Here is a 26,349-nt window from a genome sequence, read left to right as displayed (position 1 = left end):
GCATCGGCGATGCCCCGAAGGAGGATTATTTCGCGGCGGCGCTGCGCCATTGTTTAATAAACTGCAGACGTTTTTGCGGCTGTAAATAATCGAGCAGCGTTTCGTTGACCGGGATCGGTTTTAACGCTTTGCCCAACAGCGCGGTCATACCATCGATATCATTTTTACCTTCAATATCGCGACGAATAGAGGGAATATCCGCCTGGCTGGCGAGGATCTGCTGGCCTTTTTCCGACAAGACATAGTCGAGCCACAATTTTGCCGCATTGGGATGTTCGCTCTCCTGGCTAATAAACGAGACGCGGGAGAGCACCAGCACGTAATCTTTCGGATAGGCAATGCCTAAAGAGGGATCGTTTTTCGCCCGCGCTTCGGCATAGGAGCCAAGGATGTTATAGCCGATCAGGTTTTCGCCAGAGGAGACGCGCTCCATCATCGTGCCGGTGGAAGACTGCACCGTCAGGCCGCCTTTAGCGATATTCGCCAGGTCGGTAAAATAGTTCGCGTCGGCCTGGCTGTCCTGCACCGCCAGCATAAAGCCGAGGCCCGATTTTTCGATGTCGTAGGTGGTGACTTTGCCTTTAAATTTATCGGCCTGGCTGGCGATCAGTTTTGCCAGCGCGGTATGCGAATCCGGAACCTCATTCTGCGGGATCAGCCGTTTGTTATAAATAAACACCACCGGCTCGTAGGTGGTGCCATAGGCTTTCTGCTGCCAGACCGCCCAGTCGGGTAATTGCTTCACCTCCGGCGAGGCATATTGTTCCGCGTATTCGGTAGCTAATTTCAGCGCGGTATCCATCGACGAGCTCCACACCACGTCCCCGCTGCCGCCCCCGGCGGCCTGCTCGCTGATATAACGGTTATACAGCTCGGTGCTGTTCATGTCGTTATATTCGACTTTTACGCCCGGATATTGCGCTTCAAATCCTTTAATTAACGGCCCGGCCGCTTTGGTATCGGTGGTGGAATAAATAACCACCTTGCCCTCTTTTACGGCGGCATCCACCGTTTTTTGATAATCCGCGGGATAGCCCGCAGGCACCTCCGCCCAGGCGGCACAGGCGAAAACGGCCGTCAGTGAAACCACTAAACCACTTATTTTCTTATACATGATACCAACCTTTAATCATCAATTAATAAACACAAATTTAACATATAGTGGTATCAGCTCCCCTTGCAACGCCGGGGCTGGCTTTTTTCTGGCTTTTGTGACACTGGCAGAATTTAAAAATGTGGTGTTTATGGCGTTAATTAAAACGCGATCCCGGCCCCGTTTTTTATCGCCTGTCGCCTGACGCAGACACAGACGCAGTGACATTCCGCCGGGAGATGCCGCCCTTGACCTTCTGTGCCTGGCGGCGCAGCATAAAACGGCAAACATAACAAAATAACAACAGACTACAGGAGAGAATCAGTGCCTACAGGACACCGCTTTCTGGCGACGGATCTGCATCAGTTTGTCGTCTCACTGTTTACCCATCTCGGCAGTACCTCAGGGGAAGCCACCCTCGTCGCAGACCATCTGATCGCCGCCAATCTTGCCGGGCATGACTCCCACGGCGTCGGGATGATCCCAAGTTACGTGAAATCCCACGCCGGTGGTTTTCTGCAGCTCAACCGCCACGCCACGGTGACCAAAGACGCCGGCGCCGTGGTCACCCTCGACGGCAACGCCGGCTTCGGCCAGGTGGTCGCCCACGAAGCGATGCAGTTAGGCATTGAAAAGGCGAAGCAGCATGGTATGGCGGCAATCGCCCTGCGCAATGCGCATCACGTCGGGCGCATCGGCTACTGGGCCGAGCAGTGCGCCGCCGCCGGGCTGATCTCCATCCACTTCGTCAGCGTGATTGGCGACCCGATGGTCGCCCCGTTCCGCGGGAAGGACAGCCGCTTCGGCACTAACCCGCTGTGCGTGGTGTTTCCCCGCGCGGGCCATCCGCCGCTGCTGCTGGACTACGCCACCAGCGCCATCGCCTTTGGTAAAACCCGCGTCGCCTGGCATAAAGGCGAAGCCGTGGCCCCCGGCTGCCTGATCGACGCCGCGGGCCGACCCACCACCGACCCGGCGGTGATGCAGACCTCGCCGCTGGGCGCCCTGCTCACCTTCGCCCAGCACAAAGGCTATGCCCTGGCGACGCTGTGCGAAGTGCTCGGCGGCGCGCTCTCCGGGGGGCAAACCACCCATCAGGAGAGCCTGCAGACCAGCGTCGACGCCATCTTTAACTGCATGACCACGGTGATCCTGCGCCCGGACGCGTTCGATGCCCCGGACAGCCAGGCGCAGACGGAGGCCTTTATCGCATGGTGCAAGCAGTCGCCGCACGATGCCGATGCCCCGGTGCTGGCGCCCGGCGAATGGGAGGCCGCCAACCGCGAAGCGCGGCTGGCGCAGGGGATCCCGCTGGATGCCGGCAGCTGGCAGGCTATCTGCGCCGCCGCGCGCGACGTCGGCCTGAGCGAATCGCACTTCGACCGGTGCCGCCCTCTCGCCTAGCCACGTTTACCCCCGCAGAGCGTCTGACGTCGGCGCTCTGCGTCATCGTCATTAGTGACGAGGTCACGTTCCCGTCATCGCACCATTTTAATTTTCACATGTAAATCAATAAATTAAATTCTGGCACAAGACCTGCATAGCGCAGCAGGCCTGCGTCTGCATCACGACCAGGCGTTACCGCGATCGTTGCCCGTCGGGCCCGGCGCGACAGCGATCCTCTGTTCACTGTTAACAGGTCTGTTACTGATGAAAAAAATCACGAGCGTGTGCCCCTACTGCGGGGCGGGTTGCAAACTTAAACTGGTTGTCGACAACAATAAAATCATTCGCGCGGAAGCCGCCGACGGCGTCACCAACCAGAACCAGCTGTGCCTGAAAGGCTACTACGGCTGGGATTTTCTTAACGACACGCAGCTCCTGACGCCCCGTCTCAAACAACCGATGATCCGCTACCAGAAAGGCGGCGCCTTCACGCCGGTCAGCTGGCAGGAGGCGATTCGCTATACCGCCAGCAAGCTCAGGGAGATCAAAGAGAAGCATGGCCCGCGCGCCATCATGACCACCGGCTCCTCGCGCGGCACCGGCAACGAAACCAACTATGTGATGCAAAAGTTCGCCCGTGCGGTGCTGAACACCAATAACGTCGACTGCTGCGCCCGCGTCTGCCACGGCCCCTCTGTCGCCGGGCTGCAGCAGGCGCTGGGCAACGGGGCGATGAGCAACTCGATCAGCGACATCGAAAACTCGAAATGCCTGCTGGTCTTTGGCTACAACTGCGCCGACTCCCATCCGATCGTCGCCCGCCGGGTGATCAAAGCCCGGGAAAATGGCGCCAAAATTATCGTCTGCGATCCGCGGCGCATTGAAACCGCGCGCATTGCCGACCGTCATCTGCAGCTCAACAACGGCAGCAACATGGCGCTGGTGAATGCCTTCGGCTATGTACTGCTGGAGGAGGAGCTGTACAACAAAGCCTATGTCGAACGCTATACCGAAGGGCTGGATGCTTACCGTGAAGCGGTGAAGGATTATGCCCCGGAAGCGGTGGAAGCGATTGTCGGGGTCAGCGCGCAGGCGATCCGTGAGGCGATGCGCATCTTCGCCGCCGCCCCTTCCGCCACTATTATGTGGGGCATGGGCGTCACCCAGTTTGGCCAGGCGGTGGACGTGGTGCGCGGTCTGGCAAGCCTGGCGCTGCTCACCGGCAACCTGGGGCGGGCGAACGTCGGCGTGGGCCCGGTCCGCGGGCAAAACAACGTGCAGGGCGCCTGCGATATGGGCGTGCTGCCGAACCTGTTCCCCGGCTATCAGGAGGTCACCGACCCCGCCGTGCGGGCCAAATTCGCCGCCGCCTGGGGTGTCGACCCGGCGCTGATGGATGACCAGGTCGGCACCCGCATCACCGAGGTGCCGCATAAAGCGCTGACTGGCGAGATCAAAGCCTACTACATCATGGGTGAAGATCCGCTGCAGACCGAAGCCGACCTCGGCCTGGTGCGCAAAGGCATCGAGGCGCTGGACTTTGTGGTGGTGCAGGACATCTTCATGACCAAAACGGCGGAAATTGCCGATGTCCTGCTGCCGGCCACCTCCTGGGGCGAGCACGGCGGCGTATTCACCTGCGCCGACCGTGGGTTCCAGCGGTTTGAACAGGCGATCCCTCCGGCGGGGAATGTGAAGCGCGACTGGGAGATCATTAGCCTGCTGGCCAGCGAAATGGGTTATCCGATGCACTATGAGAACAACCAGCAGATCTGGGACGAGATGCGCGAACTCTGCCCGCTGTTCTACGGCGTGACCTGGGAGAAAATGGGCGATATGGGCCATGTCCAGTGGCCGTGCCCGACCCTCGACCACCCCGGCACGCCGTGGCTGTATAAAGACAACCGCTTCGATACCCCATCGGGTAAAGGGCAACTGTTCGCCACCGCCTGGCGCGCGCCGGCGGAGCGCCCGGATGACGAGTGGCCGCTGGTGCTCTGCACCGTGCGGGAAGTCGGGCATTACTCCTGCCGCTCAATGACCGGCAACTGTGCCGCGCTGCAGTCGCTGGCCGACGAGCCGGGACGGGTGCAGATGAATCCGTTGGATGCGCAACGACTGGGGATCGCTGACAAACAGCTGGTGTGGGTCAGCTCCCGACGCGGGAAGGTGATCACCCGCGCCGACCTCAGCGATCGCATCAATCCGGGGGCGGTCTATATGACCTATCAGTGGTGGGTGGGCGCCTGCAATGAGCTGACCCAGGATAACCTCGATCCGATCTCCAAAACACCGGAAACCAAATACTGTGCGGTGAAAGTGGAAGCGATAGCCGACCAGCAATGGGCGGAGCGCTACGCCTGGACAGCCTACAGCGACATGAAGGCGCGACTGAAAGCCGCCGCCGACGTCTGACCTCAGGGAGCGCGCCGCGCTCCCTCTGCCGCTGCCGGTGGTTACGCCGCCGGCAGCTGTTTCTCCACCAGCGCCACCCACATGGCCACCCCGGGACTAATCAGCGCATCATTAAAGTCATAGCTGGCGTTATGCAGCGGCTTCGACGGGGTTTCGCCGTCGGTGCCTATCCAGAAATAGGCTCCCGGACAGGCCTCCAGCATGCAGGCAAAATCTTCGGAGGCCATCGACGGCGCCTGGTTCCAGCGCACCGCTTCCGCGCCGAGGGTGGCGACGGCCACCTCGCGCACCTGCTGCGCCTGCAGCGCATGGTTTTTGGTCACCGGATAGCCCGGGAACCAGCTAATCTCACCCTGCACATCGGACACCTGCGGCTGGGTCGCCACATAGCTTTCGATTAGCTCGCGCACGCGGGCGCGAACGCGATTGCTCAGACAGCGGAAGGTACCGCGCAGCACCACGGTGTCCGGCAGGACGTTGATCGCCTCGCCGCCGTTTATCTGGGTGATACTGACCACCGCGGAATCCTGCGGCGACAGGCGGCGGGAAGGAATGGTCTGCAGCGCCATAATCAGCTGCGCCGCCGCGACGATCGGATCGGCCCCGCTCTCCGGCATCGCCGCATGACAGCTCTTTCCGCGCAGGGTGATCTCGAAGGCGTCCAGCGAGGCCATCATCGCGCCATCGCTGAGCGCCACTTCGCCAAGGGGGATCCCCGGCCAGTTATGCAGCGCGTAGATGGCGTCCATCGGGAAGCGCTCGAACAACCCCTCTTCCACCATTTTGCGCGCGCCGCCGAGGTTCTCTTCCGCCGGCTGGAAGACAAAGTGGACGGTGCCGCTGAACTGGCGGGTCTGCGCCAGATGGGCGGCCGCCGCCAGCAGCATCGCGGTGTGTCCATCGTGGCCGCAGGCGTGCATCACCCCGGGACGGCGCGAGCGATAGCTGACGCTCCCCAGCTCGGTGATCGGCAGGGCGTCCATATCGGCGCGCAGGCCGATGACCGGCCCGGGACCGTTTTCCAGCGTCGCCACGACGCCGGTGCCGGCCAGCCCGCGGTGTACCTGCAGCCCAAACGAGGCCAGCAGCTCCGCAACGCGGCGCGAGGTCTCCTGCTCCTGATATCCGAGCTCAGGCGCGGCGTGAAATTCACGTCGCCAGCCAACGGCTTCGGCGATCAGTGACGGCGATACGGCCATGTATTACTCCTTTCCTGCATAGCGTAATGCTGAATAATCGGTCATGCGTCGCGTTTTTTCCCCGTCGCTCACTGGCGTCGGGTCGCTGCCGCTCCCTCCGTTATATCCTGTCGTTAACACGCTGACAACGTCACGAAATGCGGCGGCGGCGCGGCGTACAGCCCTGTCGCCGCCCGGCGGTCCTTTTTTGGTAGTGATTTCAACGGTGACAACGGCCAGGCGATTAATTATTATGCAACTCAGGACGGCAATTTGCCGAAGGATCCACTACTGACCTCTCCTTCATCGGAAATAAAATGTTTAACCCAGACCAGAATCGTCTTGCCCCCACGCTGGCGATGATCATGGCCGCGTCGCTCGTGGGATTTATCACCGGCTATACGGTGCCGTTAATCAGTCTTGAGCTGGCGCAGCAGCAGATCGCGCCGCTGTACGTCGGCCTGCTGGCCGCCCTGCCGCCCGCCGGCATGATGATCTCCTCTTTCCTCTCTCCTGCGCTGTGCCGGCGCGTTGAAATGGGCGTGCTGCTGAGCGGCAGTCTGATCCTGCTGGCGCTGGCGACCATCGCCTCATGCATGACCACCGATATGACGCTGCTTTTGCTGCCGCGCCTGCTGACCGGCCTGGCCTCCGGGGTCATTATCGTGCTGGGCGAAAGCTGGATCACCGGCGGCGCGGCGGGCAGCCAGCGCGCCACCCTCACCGGCATCTACGCCTCGGCCTTTACCGGCTGCCAGCTGGCCGGGCCGTTACTGATCTCCGTCGGCCCCGCCTGGCAGGCCTCGGCGCTGATGGCGATCGTCGCGGTCACCGCCGTCTGCCTGCTGATGCTGCGCCATCTGCCCACTGGCACCCGCGAAAGCCTTGGGGAGCGCGCCAGCTGGCGCAGCCTCGGCGCTTTCCTGCCGGTACTTGCCTCCGGGGTCTTCTGCTTCGCCTTCTTTGACGCCAGCATCCTTGCCCTGCTGCCGCTGTACGGCATGGACAAAGGGCTGAATGAAGGGATGGCGGTGCTGCTGGTCACCGTGGTGCTCACCGGGGATGCGATGTTCCAGACCCCGCTCGGCTGGCTGGCTGACCGGGTCGGCATTCGCCGCGTGCATCTGTCCTGCGCGGTAGTCTTCAGCCTGTCGCTGCTGGCCCTGCCGCTGATGCTCGGCTCGCGCATTCAGCTGATGGCCATTTGCCTGCTGCTGGGCGCCGCCGCGGGCGCGCTTTATACCCTGTCGCTGGTGCGGGCGGGGAAAACCTTCAATGGGCAGAAGCTGATTATGATTAACGCCCTGTTCGGCTTTTTCTGGTCCGCCGGTAGCGTCGCCGGGCCGGTAGTCAGCGGCATGCTGATCGGCATCACCGGTTACGATGGCCTGATCGTCACCCTGGTGGCCAGCGGCGTGCTGTTCCTGTTGATTCAGTGTCTGTGCAAAAATGAGAAAACCCTACTTGCCAGTGAGCAGGAAGAGGAGATGGATGAGGCGACGGAGTCCGCACGGTAGTTTTGAGGGTGGGTGCGATGGAACGATGGTGTCAATCGAACATGCTGTAGAGCTGCATGCCCTCACCCTGCGCCAGGGAGAAGGTGCTCTGGTCACCGACCGCAGTATGCCGACGGGGTTGCCAGAGTCTGCGAAAGAGAGCGGAATTCGCCGTGAATACGGTAACAAGCTTGTCAGTAAAAAGATCCCCAACGAGCCTTTGAGTACAGCCGTTTTTGATACCCTCACTTACCTCTTAGACAAGAGGTAAGATTTTTCTGACCTTCTCAACGTCGTCCACGTATGGAGTAGTCAACGGTACCTTGCAAATTATGTCAGGTCGGTCACTTCCTGCTTTACCGTCGCAACTCTAGCATGGTATATCAATCGTTTACTGCTGTTGGGGCGGTGTGCAGAGCCACTGCACACTAAAATACCTCATGCATCGATAACAATATCACTCGCCGGTACAGACTGGCAGGCAAGGCACAGGCCGTCGTCGGAAACTGTTTGTTCGGTGAATGAACCAATAGCGCCTTCTATCACTCTCACAGCGCAGCATTCGCACTGTCCGGCCCGGCACCCACCGGCCATAGGGATCTGGTGTTTTTCCCCCAGCTCCAGCAATGTCCCTGCTGCCGGCGTCCACAGCACCGTCACTCCTGAACGTGCAAAAACTACCTTGTAGCTGTCTTTAAGCGAGGTAATACGTGGCACAGGAGGGGCAAACATTTCTTTAAAGATATCAAAGGCAAATACGCCCCGCTCCCGTAGCCCCCCCTCAAGCGCAGAGACCATCGGACCCGGGCCGCAGAGATAAAAACGCGCACGATTGCTAACCAATTTTTCATCAATAAGCGCAGCGGTGATCATTCCAGTATGCTGATAACTCTTCCCCTGTTCGTCACCAGGTCTCGGATTATCGTAGACATTAACGATGTTAAGCCTCGGAAGTCGTTGTGACAATATCTCAAGTTGTTTCCGGAAAGCGTGGCTCTGGCTGTTGCGGTTACCATAGTATAACCACAGCTCTGGTCCTTCGTGAGTCATGTCCAGCGAGCTTAGATAACTGATGAACGGTGTGATACCTATCCCTCCGGCGATCATTACTACCGGAGCAACGCTGTTGGTTGGGATCACAAAACTGCCATCAGGGGCTGTCAAAGCGACTTCATCACCAACCTGCAGATTTTGATGAATAAAAGACGACATCTCTCCCTGTTGCTGGTGCTTCACTGAGACGGTAAAACATGCTTTGCGCCCAGGCGCGTTACTTAGGGTGTATGCACGGCACATGCTCTCGGGTTTGCCCTTCGGAAAGACCCGCAGGATAACTGCCTGACCAGCCTGCCAGTCCGGCAATTGCGCCCCGTCCACCGGGATAAAACTGACGCTGCGTACATCCGGCGTTTCCTGAACGATATCGCTGACTATAAACCGGCGCTCCCCTTTCCAGGCCAGTGCATCAGCCACCTTACGTACCGAGCAACGCATTGCTCTGAGGGGAACGGAGCCACTTATCCTGTCCACAGCCATATAGTTAATCAGCAGATTATAATTGCTGCTTTCTTCACCTTTTATCGGAAGCTCAGGTTTATTCAAATCAGGACACCCTTGCCACCAACCATATTCAGCGATCACCACGTCGTCATGAATGGCGTTGTCAATTTTGGCTCTGAAACGACCCCGACCAGCAGGGGTAATGATTTCAATCCAGTCTCTATTATCGATATCTGCATTGTCAGCTACTGCCCTGCTGACAATGGCCGTTGGATCCGGTGATTTTCGACGCAGGCTGACCAGGCTACGATGCTGGCTGTGACAAAATAGAGCGTTCTTCATGGTAGTCAGGCGCAGCGGGAAGGCATCCTGATTTGGTGATTCCTCAATATACTGCGGTACCGGCGAATACCCGTGCCGCAGCAAGCGCTCGCTGTAAATTTCTACCTTACCGGTCTCGGTGGCAAAGCCGCGTGGTTTATTGTCCGGACCATCACGCAGGGCATATTTTTTCTCATGATTGACGATATGCGTGGTGATCCCGCCGGGATGTGCACGGAGCATTTCCAATGTGAGGCCGGAGGGCTTAAGGATATGATTAAATCCCGCATCCGTATCGCCGCAAAAGAAATCGTCCCCCATTCCCATTTTACACGCCAGACGAAACACTATCTCGTAATCGGCCAGGGAACCCCCTCGAGGCGTTACCAGTTGCGGACGTAGCTGAATATGAGCATCGGCACGTTCTGAGATTTCAAAACCGATTTTCAGCGCTTCGTGCTCCCAGAGAGTGCTGGCGGGCAACAGGATATCGGCGAAGCTTGATGTAGGGGTAATAAAATGGTCACAGTGAACATGAAACTCAAGCTGCTTCAGTGCGGCGATAGCGGTATCCACATTACCATGGGTAGACAGCATATTTGAACCAAAGCAGACCAGCCCCCTTACTTTGTAAGGTTTATGTTCCAGGATGGCACGATGTAAATCGGCTGTCGTGACATAACCACTTGCCGGCGGACCCAGTGGACGTTCGCTGAGTCCAAGCGCTTTTTGTCGCTGTGATTCAGGCAATAACGATAACGGATTAACGGCATTGAACGGAGGTTTCGCATAAATTCGGTTGCTGCCGCGGGTATCGAACGCCCCGGTCAGTGCGTACAGGATGGCAATAGCTCGCTCTGTTTGCGTGGCGTTCTGGCTCTGAGCAATCCCTACCCAGGCATGGTACGCAATGCGTGATGAACGCCGAATTAACGCCATGGCAGCCTGTTGTTTTTTTATAGAAACACCGGTCACTGTCGCCACATGTTCAAGGGTGTATCCGGCAACCGCCTGACGCAAAACCTCCAGTGCCGGGGTACATACCGCCGTTTCACCGTTAGCAAGAGGCAGCGAATAGCGCCCTACCAACGAGGCTCGCTGATAAAAAACCTCATCACCCGCCACTGCATCTGTACAACAACGCGCTATGTTATCCACGCTGTCCCAAAGTAAATAATGGTTGGTTACAGCATCTGAAGTAATGTCCCGCTCACGTAGCAGCCGTCCCGAGTCTTCATTAACCAGCAGAGGTGCATCGGTCCAGGTCCTGACAAACGCCTCGTTATACCCCTCTTCCAGCAACTGACGTATAAACCCCATGGCAAGCACTGCGTCAGTACCTGGGTTGATGTTAAGCCAGACATCAGCGTCGCGAGCAAATTCTGTGTGCCGAGGGTCAATAACCAGCATTCTGGCACCTTTCTTACGCCCTTCACCAATGGCGCTGGCCTGTGCCAGCCATGTGGCGGCCGGATTGTTACCCCACAACATAATCAGTTCCGCATTACTGTAATCGGCAGCCGGCGTTATGCAGCCAAAAGTGAAAGTGTGGGCGGTATCTTTATGCCAGTTACATACTTCAGTGCTGTAGCAGGTATTAGGGCTGCCGTAGTGGCGCACAAAACGTTCAATCCACTCCACACTGTCGATAATTGGGGTCCCACTAGGCGTGGTTACCCCAAACGCTACCGATTCTGCACCACTTTCCGTTTTAAACTGCGTTAGCTTTTCAGCAATCTCTGTCAGAGCCTTATCCCAGGAAATACGTTTCCAGCCGGGATCCGCAGCCCCTTTCTCCCGCGTCCGGCGCAATGGCCATAGAACCCGGGCTTCGCTATAAATCAGTTCCGGGGCCGCTTTACCTTTCAGACAAACCGCGCCTCCAGTAGGGTGATCTTCATCAGGGCAAACAGATACCAGCCGTCCGTCAGTGATTTCATTTAAGGTTCCACAACGCGAACGACAGAGCGCACAATACCCTGGGACAAAATGTTCAGACATGCCAATTACCTTTGTATTTGAGTCAACAGCCGGGTAGCCAGGTACAGACATTTGAAATCGTTCTCTGGCAAGGTAGAGCTGTTTCTCCGGAAGTTAAAGTTAATTAATAAATGAATAAATAACGTGCCCATAATGAGCAAAAAAAAGTCGTTATCAGAAGTTACAATGAACAGATGAATTAATGCCCCCACGACCGGAGAGAAAGCGCCGTCCAGCTTCATGTATTTTCTGTAGTTCTTTCTCTTGTTATCAATCCATTTTTATTGCTTACTACGCAGTTATTCTCTTCTCCTTACCATCGCTATCTTTCCCGGGCACATAGTCCTTGTATTCTCCAACTCTGTCGGAGGAGATTTACCGACAAATAAGACATTCACTCTTAATAAGGTCCAGAATAGAAGTCATCTCTACCAATGATAGCTAATCCCGGTATCCAGCTTGTCCGCGCAATCCACCCCCGCCGCCCTGTCTCGCGCATTGTTAAATTTATAATCGACGAAAACCTGCATATTCTTATTAAAATAGTAGCTGAACCCTAGCTCTTCATAATCGAGAATTTGAGTTCGTCTGCCAGCAACTGTTTGAGTCAGTCGGGTATAACTGATATCCGGCTGGAATTTGTTGGTCAACATATATTTTGCCAGTGCTTCATAACTTATGGATGATGTATTGTTATCCCGAACCTGAGGATTGATGGCGTTGTTACTTTGAGTCATCACTGTTGCCAGATACAGTTTTCTGCTGTTGTAGTTTAGCCCTTCCGCGAAGGTGCGGATGTTCTTCTGATAACCTGCATTCTGTTGCTGGTAAAAGGTCGTTGCGGAAGAGGAAGCTGAAAATAGCGCACTTAATTCTGGTGTGAAGTACCAGATCAGAGAAGCGCCATAACCATTGCCATTTTGCTGCTTTATAGTTCGATAGTCATTATTACCCTTAAACTGATACTGCAACGCCATCTTTAATGGATGCTGGAAAAGTGTTATTTCTTTACGCCATGTCATCAGATTAAGAGCACGGCCACGCATAAAGTTGTCGATGTAGTTATAGGACATCTCCCGAAAGAAAGGTGAGCGATCAGTCAACGAAGTCACATCGTACAATACGCCCCAATTGCGGCCAATATCCAGACTTCCCCAGTCGGGATTATCAATACCTATAAATGCCAGTCGAGTGGCGTTTCTGCTGGCATCTGATGCACTCACCGTATATTCCCATTGGGCGTAAGCTTGCCAGCGTCTGGCGAGATCTTTTTTTCCGGTTAACCCAAAGTAGAGATAGCTCCGATCACCATCGTCTTTTACAGTATTGCTGGTAAAACGTCTGGCGATAATTGTGCCGTAAAAATCGAGTTTTTTTCCATCCTGGTTCATAAGGTTAACCGCCAGTACACCTGGTGAGAAAAGTAGTGACAACGCGACAAGACAGTAGCGTGAAAATTGCAATGTCATGATAAATGCCCCAAAAGATGCCTCGGCATCTGAATAGTTGTAGGGAGAAAAATTTACCGGGACATATGCTCAGTGCTTCCTTCCAGTAAAATGTGAGGATATTGTTATGCTGAAACTGTTTGTTTATGACTAAAGTAGCTGACAACGCCGTTAGTAATGGCGGAAGCAATTTTGTGGCGAAATGCAGTAGTGCCCAATAATCTCTCCTCTTCCGGGTTAGTAATAAATGATGTCTCTACCAGGACAGAAGGAATGTAAGGAGATTTAAGAACAACAAAAGCAGCTTGTTCTGTCTGGTTTGAATGCATATGGTGAACTGGTGAGATGTGACGAACAATATGTGAGCCCAGCAGCAGGCTCTCTTTAATTGTCTCTGTCTGTTCAAGATCGAAAATTATCTTGTCCAGATATCTATCTTTATGGATGACGCTCTTACCGGCAACATCATCTGCAGCGTTCTCACTTTTAGACAAGTATTTGGCCATTGCACTACTAGCGCCCCGAGTTGAAAGAGCAAATACAGAGGCGCCGTGAGCCGCTGGGCTAGTGAACCCATCGGCATGGATGGACATAAACAGCGAGGCGTTATGCGCATGAGCAATCTGTACACGCTCATAAAGCGGAATGAACGTATCGTCTGATCGGGTCAGCACCCCCTCAATACCGTATCCTTTTAACAGATTTTTGACATTATTGGCTATTTCCAGCACAACATGTTTTTCCAGTGCCCCCTGATGACCCACGGCACCAGAATCAATACCGCCGTGCCCAGGATCGATCATTACCGTATATTTGCCACGGCCATGCGTTAGGGCTCCCGAATGAGGACTAATAATTGATGAGCGAGATTGTGCATAAGTAAACGGGCTAATGAGCGTATTTGCTGCGAGGGTGGCTAAGCTCGCAAGAAGTAGTTTACGCCGGGTAATTTCGTAATCCAATTTAATAACCTCATACTGTAAATTTAAGTTATGTTATAACGTAACATTAAGCTCTAAATCGAGGTTTTGTATGTTATATACTGTTGCAGTAGGTTACTTTGTGTTTCCTGTACTCCAGTGAGCGACAGGCAGACAAAAGCTGCAATAAAACCTCAGAAAACAATATGCTGCTTGCGGAAACATCCTGATACACACCCTTTCAAAAGATAATCATTCTCATTTAATGAAGTTATGTTATAACATAATAAATCATTATAAACCCGCTCAGCAGGTCATGATGACCCCATTATTCAATGACGCTTCCTGGGGAGGAATTATGTCTACCGAACTCATTAAAGAAGAAAAACTAAATATTGGTGCCGTGTTAGCAGTTTCACTCAGTACTGTTATAGCAATGTTGGATAGTACGATAGCTAATGTTGCATTACCGGTTATTGCTAAAGATTTTGCCGTTTCCGAATCGTCGTCCATCTTGATCATTAATGCTTATCAGTTTGCTGTGATCGCCTCTCTGCTGGTATTTGCAGCTCTGGGGAGAAAAGTGGGTAACAAGCGCATTTTCATTATGGGGACCATCCTTTTTGCTTTCTCATCGCTGGGCTGTGCTCTCTCTGAGACGCTGAATATGTTGACTGTTTTTCGTGTCGTTCAGGGTTTTGGCGCAGCTGCAATTTTGAGCGTAAACGCGGCACTGATAAAAGATATCTATCCGGCCAGGTTATTAGGCCGCGGATTGGGGATAAATGTCATGGTCGTATCCGTTTCCGCAGCTGCCGGGCCTTCAATAGCCTCTGCAATCCTGTCCATCGCGAACTGGAATTGGTTATTTACAATTAACGTACCCATTGCCTGTATTGCCCTTGTACTTTGCATAGTATCACTGAAATCCAGGCAACGAATGGAAGCTCGGTTTGATAAAGCAGGAGGTGTTCTGGTCTTCCTGACGTTTATTTCGTTCTCGACGATGATGTTAGGCTTAACCAAAAATAATCTGATTGAAGTTGTCTTGAGTGCGATAATACTTATCATTCTGGCATTCATTCTGTATAGGGATCAGCGAAAAAAACAGGATTCGGCTTTGATTCCGGTGGCTATGTTCCGCAGTAAAACCTTTTCCTTGTCATTGTTGATGTCAATGCTGTCATACAGCACGCAACTGCTGGCATTTGTCTCTTTGCCTTTCTATTTCCACAATGTGTTACACCGCAGCGTGATTGAAATAGGTATGCTCTTAACAGCATGGCCACTGGCAACGATGTTGACGTCACTGATATCGGGTGATCTTATAAAAAAACATGATCCCAACCTGGTGGCGCTCTCAGGGTTATCATTATTGCTGGCAGGAACACTACTAATGACATGGCTGCCTGCGGCACCTACAAATTTACAGATCCTTTGGCGAGTAGCAATTTGCGGTTTTGGTTTTGGTCTGTTTCAGGCTCCTAATAATTATCTCATTATGACTTCAGTTTCCCATGAGAATAGCAGTATTGCCAGTGGGCTGTTAGGCAGTTCGCGTCTGGTAGGGCAAATCATTGGTTCGGCATTGGTAGCCATATTCATCAATATTTATGCGAGCCACGGTACTTCGATTAGTTTGTTCGCTGGGGCATTATTCTCGTTACTGTCTCTGACTGTCAGTTACTTTCGTTATAAATCTGAAAATCAAACTCAAAATTTCAATAAAAAAATTGTATGAGGTTCCCTTTGAAAATCAAATCAATTATGACAGTGTTGTTACTCATGATTTTTTCGGTACTCTCTGGCTGTTCAACCTATAATCCAGTCAGTCTACAAAAGAAAAGCATTGCGCCGGAAACAAATTACTATGAAGTTCACCCTGCGATATATGTCGGCGATCAGCTTAAATATGGTTTACTGAACGGAGAGCATGGCGAACTGACCGTAGCGAAAATTGAACCAACCCGCATAACGGGCGTTAACGGAAAAGTTCTCCCTTTTTCAGAATTAGCATTTCTGGAACGGAAGGAAATTTCAACAGGTAAAACTGCTGCATTAGTCGGGGGTGGAGTAGCAGCGACAACGGTAGTTTTATTTTTAGCCGGTGTCACCATCATTGGTATAGGTACTGCGGCCGCTCTAACCTCATAAACGGAAATTTTAATCTACCGAGGCATTAAATATGGGAAACAATAGAGTTCTATTTGTATCATTTTTATCCATCATGCTTATTTTCCCTGTAGCGGGTTATGCTAAGAGTACATTGCAGGATCAAACAGGAACACGTGCAGAGAACGTCGCGAAGGCACCTGCGTTGAAATTTAACCGTATTGTCATTACCGGTAACTGTCCTTTTGGCGTCATCATGGCAAATAACCTGGCTTATAAGCATGTTGTGGGCGTAGGTCCATGGGCATTTTTGCACTCTAATATGAAAATCCTTAAAGATATGAAGCCGGATATCGCTCGTATCACAACAAACTTTATTAATAAAGACTATGTGGTTAATATGGAATCTTTACTGAATCTGAAGCCAGATATCATTTATTATTATGGTAAAAGTCAGGATGATAATCTTGAGCGAGCTGGTGTCCCTACAGTTAATCTTGATGAAGGTGGTGATACAAAATTCGAACCTGTTGAAACACAGGTCTACTGGGAGAATATGTATAATCAGACTTTGGGGCTTCCGCCAAGCCACAAATTTGCCGATGCCTGGAAGGCAACGCTCGCTATAGCGCAGCCTTATGTAAATAAGATTAAAGGGCAGCATATTCGTGCACTTTATCTTGAACAAAGTGATGGCAAGCAACTTAAGGTAAGTGGGCCAAAAACCTATGGTGATACTTATCTCAAAATGGCAGGAATGGACAATGTTGCCAGTAACCTGGTTGTGAAAGGTGATGCCGGGAGATATATCGCTGTTTCGATGGAGCAAATCATTGAATGGAATCCTGATATTATCTTCGTTGTATTTGGTAGCGCTAAAGACATTCTTGACAATAAAAATCCCGGTCAGGACTGGCGTAATGTGAAGGCGTTCAAGAATAAAATGATCTTTTCCACACCGGTGGGGATACACAACTGGGGCGGGTTGACAGCCGAAACTGCTTTATTACCTTTATATATGATTAATAAATTCAACCCCAATTACATTAGTGACGAGAAAATGAAGGAATTTACACGTTTGCATTATAAAAAGATGTTTAACTATGCGATCCCTGATGCATTACTTGATGATGAGCTCAGCCAACATTAAATGTTGTGTTCAATAAAACAAATATTTCGGGATGACGATGCATGCAGAACAAAAAATACTTATTGGTAATGACAGTGTTGTTGGTATTACTCATTATTATATCAATTTCTTCACTTTTCATCGGACGCTATACGTTATCTTTTAGTGATATGCTAAGAGAATTAGTACACTATGATGGCAAGTACGGTCTGAGTACCGGACTTGCTGTTATTTCCAATCTCCGGTTGCCAAGAATAATTGCTGTCATGATGGTTGGAGCCGGGCTATCGGTAGCGGGATGTACCTATCAGGCTGTACTACGCAATGCGCTGGCGAGTCCGGATGTACTTGGCACATCTTCGGCGGCGGCGTTCGGTGCTGCTTTAGGAATTTTGCTCGGCCTCCCCTTGCAGTTAAGCGCGTTTTCTTCGTTCATGTTTGGCGTTGTTAGCCTGTTTTGCGTTATGGGCCTTTGCCATCTCAAAAAAAATCACAGCGAACTAACCACTATTCTATCAGGTATTATTGTTGCTTCTGTATTCATGTCTTTTGTTTCAATTATTAAATACGTGGCCGATCCACAGGATCAATTACCAGCCATCGTATTCTGGTTAATGGGGAGTTTTGCTTCGTTGGTTAAAGGGCAGGTATATGAATTAATACCTCTGTTTGTGATTTGCTACCTGATAATCTACAGGCTCAGATGGAAAATGAATGTTTTATCACTCGGCGATGACGATGCCAGAATTGCCGGAATGAAACCGCAATCGCTAAAGGCCACATTGTTAATCACCGCCTCAATTCTGGTCGCCGCATCCGTCACGATTGCCGGTGTGGTTGGCTGGGTCGGTCTGGTGATCCCGCATCTGGTCCGGACGCTTGTCGGCTATAACCATGGAAAGCTTATCCCTGCATCTGCATTATGTGGAGCTCTGTTTTTACTGGTCATCGACAACCTGGCCAGAACAGTGACCTACGCAGAAATCCCAATTGGCATTCTGACTGCGCTAATTGGTGCTCCTCTATTTGCCGTACTCTTCATTATGAGTAATCGCTATGATCGAAGTAAATAATCTCACGTTTGCATTCAAAGGACGTAGCCCTACATTTGAAAACATCAGTTTCTCTTTGCCGGAGGGGGAAATACTGTGCATTCTGGGCCCGAACGGTGTGGGAAAAACCACGTTGCTTAAAACGATAACGGGACTGTACCAACCCTTAAGCGGCACATGCCATATCGGAGGAATAGACGGTAGAAAGGCCCGTCTGGCCCATGTACCGCAGGCAAGGCACATTCAATTTTCCTATAGTGTACTTGATTTTGTTTCATTTGGACGTCCGTTATGCGGTGGTATATTACCCTCTCCCGGAAGCAAGGACCTTGAACAATCTGCACAGATTTTGGCCGATCTTGGTGTTTCATATCTTGAGTCTAAAAACATTAACCAGATTAGCGGCGGTGAACTGCAAATGTGCTATATCGCCAGAGCACTGGTTTCTGAACCAGACATCGTGGTACTTGATGAGCCTGAATCCAATCTGGATTTCAATAACCAGGCACGTATTATTAAGTTATTGCAACAACTATCGCGAGAGAAGAATGTCACTATCATTCTTAACACGCATTTTATAAATCATGCAAACAGTATTGCGGACAAATGTTTGTTGATGAAGAGAAAGGAGTATTTTTTTGGTAATAAAGAGGTGGTTCTCCAGGAGGAGCGTCTTGGTGAATATTTCAATGTCCCCGTAAAACGGTGCTATTTTGAGCGTAGAGGTGTGCAAGAGGAGTCATTTGTGATTGCATTATAAATGACAGATAGTGAACATTAAGAATAACCGTTCTATTACCTCGTTATCATTTTCAGGAATGTTGTTTAACTATGTTTTATATTTTTACATCCACACAAATTCAAACGCAACTGAAACCATTTCAATCAAGGGTAGTTTTAAATTGGCTTCAAAAAGATCGCCTTTGTAATAAACAATAGTAACCAATAATATTATTAACTTGCGTAATTATTTCAAGGAGCCATGGAATTTAAATTTATTACACTACCTGGCGTTCTAACGACCGGCCCGATTCATTAGCCGAGGTTATCTAATAAATTATTTAACCACCACTTTATTATCTCTTGATAATATGCCACAAACAATAACATTGAGGTTAAATTATGAAACATAAAATTCTTTTTTATCTGATGCCGGTTATGTTAATACCGGGTGCTGTAAATGCAGCGGAAATCTATAACAAAGACGGAAATAAATTAGATATTTACGGTAAAATTGCCGGCTTACACTACGTCTCTAAAGATAAAAATGCTGATGGCGATCAATCATACGTTCGTAGTGGCTTTAAGGGCGAAACGCAGATCAATAATCAAATCACGGGTTACGGCCAGTGGGAATACAACATTCAGGCAAACAACACCGAGAGTGCCAGCAATCAATCATGGACTCGTCTGGCTTTCGCCGGCCTGAACTTTGGTGACGCCGGATCGTTTGACTATGGACGGAATATTGGCGTGGTCTACGATATAACCTCCTGGACTGACGTCCTTCCCGAGTTCGGCAGTGACGGTAGTAACGGAACCTATGATTCCGATAATTTCATGCAATCCCGTGCGAATGGACTAGCTACATACCGGAATAGTGATTTCTTTGGGCTGATCGATGGTCTTAATTTTGCTCTGCAATATCAGGGAAAAAATGGTAGCACTAGCGGCGAAGATGCTACCAATAATGGTCGGGGCGCACTCAGTCAGAACGGTAACGGATTCGGTACTTCCGTCACCTATGATATCGGAGATGGTTTTAGCGCAGGTGTCGCCTACTCTCATTCCAGACGTACTGATGCTCAGAACAAGCTAGCTGTTGGACGCGGCGATGACGCTGAAACTTATACGGGCGGGCTGAAGTACAATGCGAACAGAGTCTATCTTGCTACACAGTTCACGCAAACCTATAATGCCACTCAGCTGAGGGGGAATGGCGGACAGGATTCCATTAGCGGTTTTGCTAACAAAGCGCAGAACCTGGAAATGGTTGCTCAGTATCAGTTTGACTCGGGCCTGCAACCCTCCATCGCGTACTTACAATCTAAAGGGAAAGATATTGAAGGTTTCGGGGATCAGGATTTATTGAAGTATATAGATGTTGGTACGACATATAACATCAATAAAAATATCTCGACTTATGTTGACTATAAAATAAACCTTCTTAAGGACAACGACTTTACACAACGCGCCGGAATATCAACAGATAACATTGTTGCCGTCGGATTAGCATACCAGTTTTGACACTCTTATCACCCAGTTCAACCTCTTATAGGTTATTATAGGGGTTCGAAAAAGGATAAAAAATGAGAACGCAGAAAAAATGTCTTGCATATGTCTCTATTGTGGTTGATGACTACGATGAGGCTATCGAGTATTACACAGAAAAACTTGGGTTCATGCTTATAGAGGATACACCTCAACCGGGCAAGCGCTGGGTTGTCATTTCACCAAACCCAGAAAGCGATTGTCATTTGTTATTATCAAAAGCATCTAATGAAACGCAGCAGGCCTTTATTGGCAATCAGTGTGGTGGGCGTGTTTTTCTGTTTCTACAAACCGATGATTTTTGGCGGGATTACAACTCAATGAAGGCTGCTGGCGTACATTTCAGTGAAGAGCCGAGAGAAGAAGAATATGGTACCGTAGTGGTCTTTGAAGATCTATACGGTACTCGTTGGGACTTACTGCAAAAAACCTGACAGTAGTCATTCCCAGGCATGGATATTCTCCATGCCTGATCCAAACTTCTACCAGTCGTAGCCAAGGCTGACCGACTCTTCTTCTTTCTCACCGGTGTAGGGGTTGAACTTCGTGGTACCGCTAATACTTATTTTCCCACTTTTCGTCGTATAGGTTTCTTCCTGATAACCCCCGCCGAACATCGATTTCTTTTGCGTGAACTCAGGATAGTTGGCCTTTTCATCATGCCACTTAAGCTGCTTCTCTTTGTATTCAGCAGCAGATGAAGATACTGTACTCGCTGGCTCCGGGCCGCTATAACCATAGCGACCGGCAGGAAGTTCGGCCATTGCGTTAACTGCAATAGCAACCAAAATAAAGGGGATGAAAATAGTGAGTGTATATTTTGTAGTATTATGCATATCCGCTTGCCTACCAGAAGACGATAGAATAATCACACAGGATTAATATTGTTATTTACCAACCGAAGCGAGCGACGCTATCAGTACTATTGCCTGTGCGTCCTCTTTCCTGAAGTCGTTGTATACATTGCTGTCTTAAGTATTCTTTTTTCTGCTCTTTACTCATATGACAGATTTTGTTGAGACCATAGGAGGATGCCAAACTATTATATGGATAAACACCATTGCGCTTTCTCATGGTTTCGTAGCAACAGGTCCGGACATTACCAGAATTGCAAGCTGTCAACACAAACAGCGGAATAACCAAAAATCCATTTCTTAAAACTATCAACACCGAAAATCCTTGTCTATTAAGCAATTTATTACGTAAAACCCGTTCTTTCCATTCTCGTTTTTACGATAGTAACACCGTAAAGAGATGATAACAATAATCATTACCATTTTATCACCTCTGCAGATGAGAGGTCTGAACAGTTTACCCTGTTAAAAGGTCATTATTATGTTGAGTCTGACAGCCACTGCTATTCACTATCGCTTTTGATTAAAACCTGGCTTCGTCGCGGCTATTTTCACTACCTCTTCTTCACCCAAGCCCCTTTACCCTTCGATGTCTCCGTTTGTGATCGCCATTCTGATAGCTTCTGCAGTCGCCGCAAGACCTAATCGCTGCCGGGCTGATCGAAGATGGTTTTCGACCGTACGGCGGGAAATTCTCAGCATCGCTGCGATGTCAGCCTGTCTCCGACCGGTTGCAGTCCATGCAAGTACCTCATGCTCATGTCTCGAAAGCGTTCCGCCATTGTGCCCACGAACAAGTCCCATCATTCTGCGCAAACGATAGAAAACCGTAACAGCAACCAGTGGGATCCCTGGTTGCTCCTCTGAGGAGCTGTCGACCTTCTCACCGCCAAAGCTTACCGCCCCCTCCAGCCCCGTGCAGGCCAATCACCGGGGTTTGTAAACCGTGGACGCCACTTTCCTGTGGTTTACGCACAACTCGATACAACTCGCCTGTTTGTTCTGAAAACTTGCTCCAGTAAAATGCTCATCAGTTTCTAATACATGTTGGGTCATCGGGCAACGGCGCATATATGTCTGTTCATCGACGGTTCCACCGTTGTTAAACCAGTCCCCTTCGACCCAGAAAATTCTGTCAATCATGGCCACGTGATATGCAGAAGCAGAATAAAAAACATCGCGGCTCTAGCCTAATCATGTCGCAAATTGGCATACGGCAACCTGTATCTCCAGCAGGCTGTTGCTATTTTCGATAGTGATTGCCGTACGAACTGCATTATTTTCCAGCATGTCGTAGTTCTTTACTGACTTCGCTTAATAAAGCTTTCGCGGCAAGTTGACCTAACGCGTTACCGGCCAGCGGGCTATCGCCGGTCAGCATTTTCCTATCCTGACATGTAGCACCGCTGATATCCGTGTTAACTATCTCAAAACCTATGCTTTTTAGCTGCTCGCCAAATTTCCAGGTCAGGTGGCCTGGCATATACCCAATCTCAGGTGTCTGCGCATCCAGTGTATCCGGGAAAGCGCAAATCTTATACCCAGCAAACAGATCGCTACGTTCAACAGAGAGAAATGCAGCTGGGCCATGACAAAGCGAAATGATGAATTTATCGCGGGCGATGGCCCACTCGAGAAGATTTTTCACTTCGATACTAGCAGGAAGTCCGATAAGTGCGCCATGGCCACCGGGAATAAATATGCCAAGATAATCCGAATTGTCCCCCAGTTCAGTGCTGAGGACATCTGCGAGTTTCAGCGGTGATTTAAAGTGCTGATGGTATTTAGAAAACAGCCCCGTAACTTCAATATCCTCAGTTGGCATGGCCCAATACTCGAACTTTACCGGGTTACCGGATAGAGTGGCAATATCGAAACTAAAGCCTGCTTTATCGAGATGATACATGGGCAACAGCGTTTCTACCGGATGGTTTCCCGTGGAGAAGAAACTCCCGTTATCCATTTGCAAATAGCGCTCGTCGGTACATAACATCAGGATCTTCCAACGTCCCCCTGTGTAAGGTGAAGGATAATTGGCGTCGCTAAGATTTGATCGAGCTGATGTAAACTGGCTTAGTGAGTACGGTGAAGGGAAAAAAGCATCATATTCAGCCGGGTCCGCTGTCGGATGTTTGTCATTGGAGGTAGTTGCAGTCATGATATTCTCCTGAGATTAATGATATAGCCTTGTCACTATAGAATGATCAGATTACATGTAAATAAGGGATTTCCCTCAGGTATACGGCGAAATGCTATTTAAGGCAACCATTAACTCATTGTTTAACATTACACTTAGTATTGTTACCTATGGAAATAGATATCAATACTGCTTGTCGTGCTTAGCTCATCCATGAGCCGTATCCGCTCTCCCTAAATTATGCGCATGCGGCGATCCGCTCATTGAGCGTGGTGCTTATCTTCTCAACCAGCGATGAAATACTTTCCTTGGTTCTCTGATTGCGTTTGATATCAATGTCAAAAGTATCTGTGATTGTACTGGGAAGTCCCCCCAGTAGACATACCCGGTCCGAAAGCATCACGGCTTCTTCAACGCTGTGTGTCACCAGCAGCATCGAGCGTGTATTAATGACCCGCTCTTCCCATAATTCAATCAGATCCTGGCGAAGCTTATTGCCAGTGAAAATATCCAACGCAGAGAATGGTTCATCCATGAGTAAAAGATCCGGCTCAACTGCCAGTGCACGAGCAAACCCGACGCGCTGGCGCATCCCTCCTGAAAGCTCACGCGGGTAGGCTTTTTCATAGCCAGTCAGGCCAATCAAATCCAGCATATCCATTGTTCTTTTATCCACTTCATCAGACGAAAGCCCCTGCGCCTGAAGGCCAAATGCCACACTGTCAAAAACATTTAACCAAGGGAATAACGCAAATGACTGAAAGACCATGCTGGTATTTTTGCCGGGACCGTTGACAGGCAAATCGCAGCACACAATCGTGCCCAAATCAGGTTCGACCAGACCGGCAGCCATTCTCAACAACGTCGATTTACCTGAGCCGGAACGCCCGAGTAATGCAACAATCTCATTCTCTTTGACCTCAAGATTGATATGCTCCAACACCGTGATTTTTTGCTTCCGGTCTTTTTTATAAAATTTGGAGACATTCTTAACTTCCAATACCAAGTTTGAATTTTTCATATTATGTCCTGATAGCGAACTTTTAATTGTTAATCGAATTTGAAACGATTTTCTGCATAGCGATACAGGGGTTGCCAGACGAAAATAATGCACAGCAGCACCATCAAGCACATCGCCAGACATCCTAATGCTTCCTGCGGATTTTGCCCGGCATCGCTGGCGATAGAGATAAAGGCGCCCAGACCATACGTTTGTAGGGTAATTTTTCCCCAGTTTAATACCTCAGCAGCAATCGCAGTATTCCATGCCCCCCCGGCTGCCGAAATAACGCCTGTGACGATATAAGGGAAGACGGCCGGAAGCGTGAATTTAGTCCACCACAGCCATCCGCGAAGATGAAAAATTTTACTCGCCTCAACCATCTGGCTGGGGATCATTGATGTGCCAGCGATGACGTTAAACAGAACATACCATTGTGTACCGAGCATGATCATTGGGATGGTCCAGCTCCCCAAATTCTGGTGCCACGCCACAATCATAAAAGCAATCAACGGATAAAAGACGTTGGCAGGAACCGCAGCGAAAACCTGAATAATTGGCTGGAAAAAACGAACCAGACCGGGCCGTAGACCAATCCAGACACCAAGCGGCGTAAAGATAATGACGCTAAGTACCATGGCGGCAATGACCCGCCCCGCAGTTAACCCCATCCAGCCCGGAAGTGAAGTCAGATACTCCTTAGGAATAAACAACCACAGCTGATGACCGTAGTAAATGCAGCCAACTACGATTGCCAGATACCACAAGCTTGACCACAGCCAGTTCATTTGGCCCAGAATAGCAAACACGCGATGAAGCCGTAATCCATACCAGATTTTTGGTAATACAAACAACCAGAACCGGGAGAACTGTTTACAAACGTGCTCCAGCCCATGTCCAATCATTGAATGACTCAGACAGTGATAGAACCATGAACTGGGTACTTTTCTGTCACTCACATCCTCATATTTAAACTGATGAGCGTAGCGGACTAACGGGCGAAAGAGTAATTGGTCAAAGATGACGATATTAACGATAAGCGCCAATACCCCGCGAATAACACCAGGAACACTACCATCCTGAAGCGCAATACCGATATAAGAACCAACGCCAGGTAAATTTGTACTCCCATTACCTACTGTCAGCATCTCGGAAGCAATCAATGCAAACCAAGCCGCAGACTGCGATACCATCGTATTCCACAGTAACCCGGGAAATGAGTAGATAAACCCCAGCCGCCAGAATTTCTGCCATGGGTTATAGCGGAATGCATCCGCCGCTTCTACCAGTTCGTTAGGCACCACTCTTAGCGTCTGGTACAGCGTCAACATCATATTCCAGGCTTGCGCGGTAAACACGGCAAATATCGCTAAACCCTCAAGCCCCATAACACTATGTGGGTAAAGTCCCAGGAAAAAGGCGGTAGTGAAAGTCAGGAATCCTACTAACGGTACAGACTCCATAAAGTTGACAAAGGGCAAAATAACTCTTCTCATCGGTGCATATTTTGCTGCCAGAACCGCGAAGACAATTGAAAATAGCATTGAGTAAAAAAGCCCGATAACCAGGCGCATAGTGGTGCGCAGCGTATAATAAGGAAGAACATGATAATCCAGGCTAATCACAGGTAAATCACGCCCATTGAATACGCTATGCATCCCCTGCCAACCGTAGATAAATGAAGCAATACTTGCCATAAAAATGAAACAGACGACTACATCATTAAGCCATGAAGTTGTCTTACTTCTGTGTTCTGTCAATGAATACATAATAAGAGTCTCCGCTCATCAATTCACGCGCAGAAAATACCATTCACTGGACGCAAATGAATAATTTAAGATGGAATTTAAAACTCCAAACAGCCACAGAGGTACCCCGTTTTATCCGATCCTCTGTGGCGTATTATGAATTAAGGCAGCAGCGTATTTATATAATCTATAACAGCACGCTGTCTTTTTTGTGCTAATTTATGCAAGAAACGACTAACGAGACTTTTCCTGCCCGGGAAGGTTTTATGAATGAAGAAAGGTGATGAATTCCGCGGTGGTTGGCAGACA

Annotated in this window: 21 protein-coding genes; 11 read left to right on the top strand and 10 right to left on the bottom strand. The window is 50.1% G+C overall.

The window, feature by feature from the left end:
- Positions 1-25: 25 nt before the first annotated feature.
- The gene (locus AC3EMD_RS10850; protein ID WP_004203017.1) at positions 26-1,114 is read right to left on the bottom strand and encodes an ABC transporter substrate-binding protein; all 1,089 of its coding nucleotides are present in this window, start codon (positions 1,112-1,114) and stop codon (positions 26-28) included.
- A 303-nt stretch (positions 1,115-1,417) separates the two neighbouring features.
- On the opposite strand from AC3EMD_RS10850, the gene AC3EMD_RS10845 reads away from it, so the two are divergent.
- Both AC3EMD_RS10845 and fdhF read left to right on the top strand, forming a co-directional pair.
- Complete coding sequence (locus tag AC3EMD_RS10845; RefSeq protein ID WP_012967958.1) at positions 1,418-2,497, top strand: malate/lactate/ureidoglycolate dehydrogenase; 1,080 nt, start codon at positions 1,418-1,420, stop codon at positions 2,495-2,497.
- Between the two features lie 246 nt (positions 2,498-2,743).
- The gene (gene fdhF, locus AC3EMD_RS10840; RefSeq protein ID WP_022066114.1) at positions 2,744-4,894 is read left to right on the top strand and encodes a formate dehydrogenase subunit alpha; all 2,151 of its coding nucleotides are present in this window, start codon (positions 2,744-2,746) and stop codon (positions 4,892-4,894) included.
- Between the two features lie 41 nt (positions 4,895-4,935).
- Here the strand turns inward: fdhF and AC3EMD_RS10835 are convergent, their stop codons facing one another.
- Positions 4,936-6,093: a M20 aminoacylase family protein gene (locus AC3EMD_RS10835; RefSeq protein ID WP_008804517.1), complete on the bottom strand. Its 1,158-nt coding sequence runs from the start codon at positions 6,091-6,093 to the stop codon at positions 4,936-4,938.
- A gap of 296 nt (positions 6,094-6,389) precedes the next feature.
- Between AC3EMD_RS10835 and AC3EMD_RS10830 the strand changes: the two genes are divergently transcribed.
- Both AC3EMD_RS10830 and AC3EMD_RS10825 read left to right on the top strand, forming a co-directional pair.
- Positions 6,390-7,589 (top strand): MFS transporter, encoded by a 1,200-nt coding sequence (locus tag AC3EMD_RS10830; protein ID WP_012541437.1) that lies wholly within the window; start codon positions 6,390-6,392, stop codon positions 7,587-7,589.
- Between the two features lie 25 nt (positions 7,590-7,614).
- Positions 7,615-7,839, top strand: a complete 225-nt coding sequence (locus tag AC3EMD_RS10825; protein ID WP_302074077.1) for a hypothetical protein — start codon at positions 7,615-7,617, stop codon at positions 7,837-7,839.
- Positions 7,840-8,006: 167 nt separating this feature from the next.
- Here AC3EMD_RS10825 and AC3EMD_RS10820 read toward each other — a convergent pair whose 3' ends face one another.
- From AC3EMD_RS10820 to amiA, 3 genes are all read right to left on the bottom strand, one after another.
- A complete protein-coding gene (locus tag AC3EMD_RS10820; RefSeq protein ID WP_302074076.1) occupies positions 8,007-11,390 on the bottom strand; it encodes a molybdopterin-dependent oxidoreductase in 3,384 nt (1,127 codons plus the stop codon).
- 407 nt (positions 11,391-11,797) lie between these two features.
- Positions 11,798-12,838: a porin gene (locus tag AC3EMD_RS10815; RefSeq protein WP_032735841.1), complete on the bottom strand. Its 1,041-nt coding sequence runs from the start codon at positions 12,836-12,838 to the stop codon at positions 11,798-11,800.
- Between the two features lie 104 nt (positions 12,839-12,942).
- Positions 12,943-13,779: an N-acetylmuramoyl-L-alanine amidase AmiA gene (gene amiA / locus AC3EMD_RS10810; protein WP_176600875.1), complete on the bottom strand. Its 837-nt coding sequence runs from the start codon at positions 13,777-13,779 to the stop codon at positions 12,943-12,945.
- 316 nt (positions 13,780-14,095) lie between these two features.
- Between amiA and AC3EMD_RS10805 the strand changes: the two genes are divergently transcribed.
- The 7 genes from AC3EMD_RS10805 to AC3EMD_RS10775 all read left to right on the top strand — a co-directional run bounded on the left by AC3EMD_RS10805 (position 14,096) and on the right by AC3EMD_RS10775 (position 20,735).
- Positions 14,096-15,478, top strand: a complete 1,383-nt coding sequence (locus tag AC3EMD_RS10805; RefSeq protein WP_023322800.1) for an MFS transporter — start codon at positions 14,096-14,098, stop codon at positions 15,476-15,478.
- An 8-nt stretch (positions 15,479-15,486) separates the two neighbouring features.
- Complete coding sequence (locus AC3EMD_RS10800) at positions 15,487-15,891, top strand: hypothetical protein (RefSeq protein WP_032736176.1); 405 nt, start codon at positions 15,487-15,489, stop codon at positions 15,889-15,891.
- A gap of 31 nt (positions 15,892-15,922) precedes the next feature.
- Positions 15,923-16,999, top strand: coding sequence for an ABC transporter substrate-binding protein (locus AC3EMD_RS10795; RefSeq protein ID WP_023322801.1), 1,077 nt, complete (start codon positions 15,923-15,925; stop codon positions 16,997-16,999).
- 41 nt (positions 17,000-17,040) lie between these two features.
- Positions 17,041-18,051, top strand: a complete 1,011-nt coding sequence (locus AC3EMD_RS10790; RefSeq protein ID WP_023340318.1) for a FecCD family ABC transporter permease — start codon at positions 17,041-17,043, stop codon at positions 18,049-18,051.
- Positions 18,035-18,790, top strand: a complete 756-nt coding sequence (locus AC3EMD_RS10785; protein WP_302074075.1) for an ABC transporter ATP-binding protein — start codon at positions 18,035-18,037, stop codon at positions 18,788-18,790. The genes AC3EMD_RS10790 and AC3EMD_RS10785 overlap by 17 nt, the downstream gene beginning before the upstream one ends.
- A gap of 362 nt (positions 18,791-19,152) precedes the next feature.
- Positions 19,153-20,277 (top strand): porin OmpC, encoded by a 1,125-nt coding sequence (gene ompC / locus AC3EMD_RS10780; RefSeq protein WP_023322804.1) that lies wholly within the window; start codon positions 19,153-19,155, stop codon positions 20,275-20,277.
- Positions 20,278-20,339: 62 nt separating this feature from the next.
- A complete protein-coding gene (locus tag AC3EMD_RS10775) occupies positions 20,340-20,735 on the top strand; it encodes a VOC family protein (RefSeq protein ID WP_023322805.1) in 396 nt (131 codons plus the stop codon).
- 48 nt (positions 20,736-20,783) lie between these two features.
- Here AC3EMD_RS10775 and AC3EMD_RS10770 read toward each other — a convergent pair whose 3' ends face one another.
- The 5 genes from AC3EMD_RS10770 to AC3EMD_RS10750 all read right to left on the bottom strand — a co-directional run bounded on the left by AC3EMD_RS10770 (position 20,784) and on the right by AC3EMD_RS10750 (position 26,061).
- Positions 20,784-21,137 (bottom strand): hypothetical protein, encoded by a 354-nt coding sequence (locus tag AC3EMD_RS10770; protein ID WP_023322806.1) that lies wholly within the window; start codon positions 21,135-21,137, stop codon positions 20,784-20,786.
- Between the two features lie 597 nt (positions 21,138-21,734).
- Entirely contained in the window at positions 21,735-21,959 is a 225-nt protein-coding gene (locus AC3EMD_RS10765; protein WP_223168512.1) for a LuxR C-terminal-related transcriptional regulator, read from the bottom strand.
- Between the two features lie 472 nt (positions 21,960-22,431).
- Complete coding sequence (gene hchA, locus AC3EMD_RS10760) at positions 22,432-23,313, bottom strand: glyoxalase III HchA (RefSeq protein WP_302074074.1); 882 nt, start codon at positions 23,311-23,313, stop codon at positions 22,432-22,434.
- A gap of 217 nt (positions 23,314-23,530) precedes the next feature.
- Positions 23,531-24,313, bottom strand: a complete 783-nt coding sequence (locus AC3EMD_RS10755; RefSeq protein WP_023340323.1) for an ABC transporter ATP-binding protein — start codon at positions 24,311-24,313, stop codon at positions 23,531-23,533.
- A 29-nt stretch (positions 24,314-24,342) separates the two neighbouring features.
- Entirely contained in the window at positions 24,343-26,061 is a 1,719-nt protein-coding gene (locus AC3EMD_RS10750; RefSeq protein WP_023322809.1) for an ABC transporter permease, read from the bottom strand.
- Positions 26,062-26,349 lie beyond the last annotated feature (288 nt).

Source organism: Klebsiella sp. PK18, from assembly GCF_057784655.1.
The sequence above is the reverse complement of the archived record's forward strand: the minus strand, read 5'-3'. Positions and strand labels throughout refer to the sequence as shown.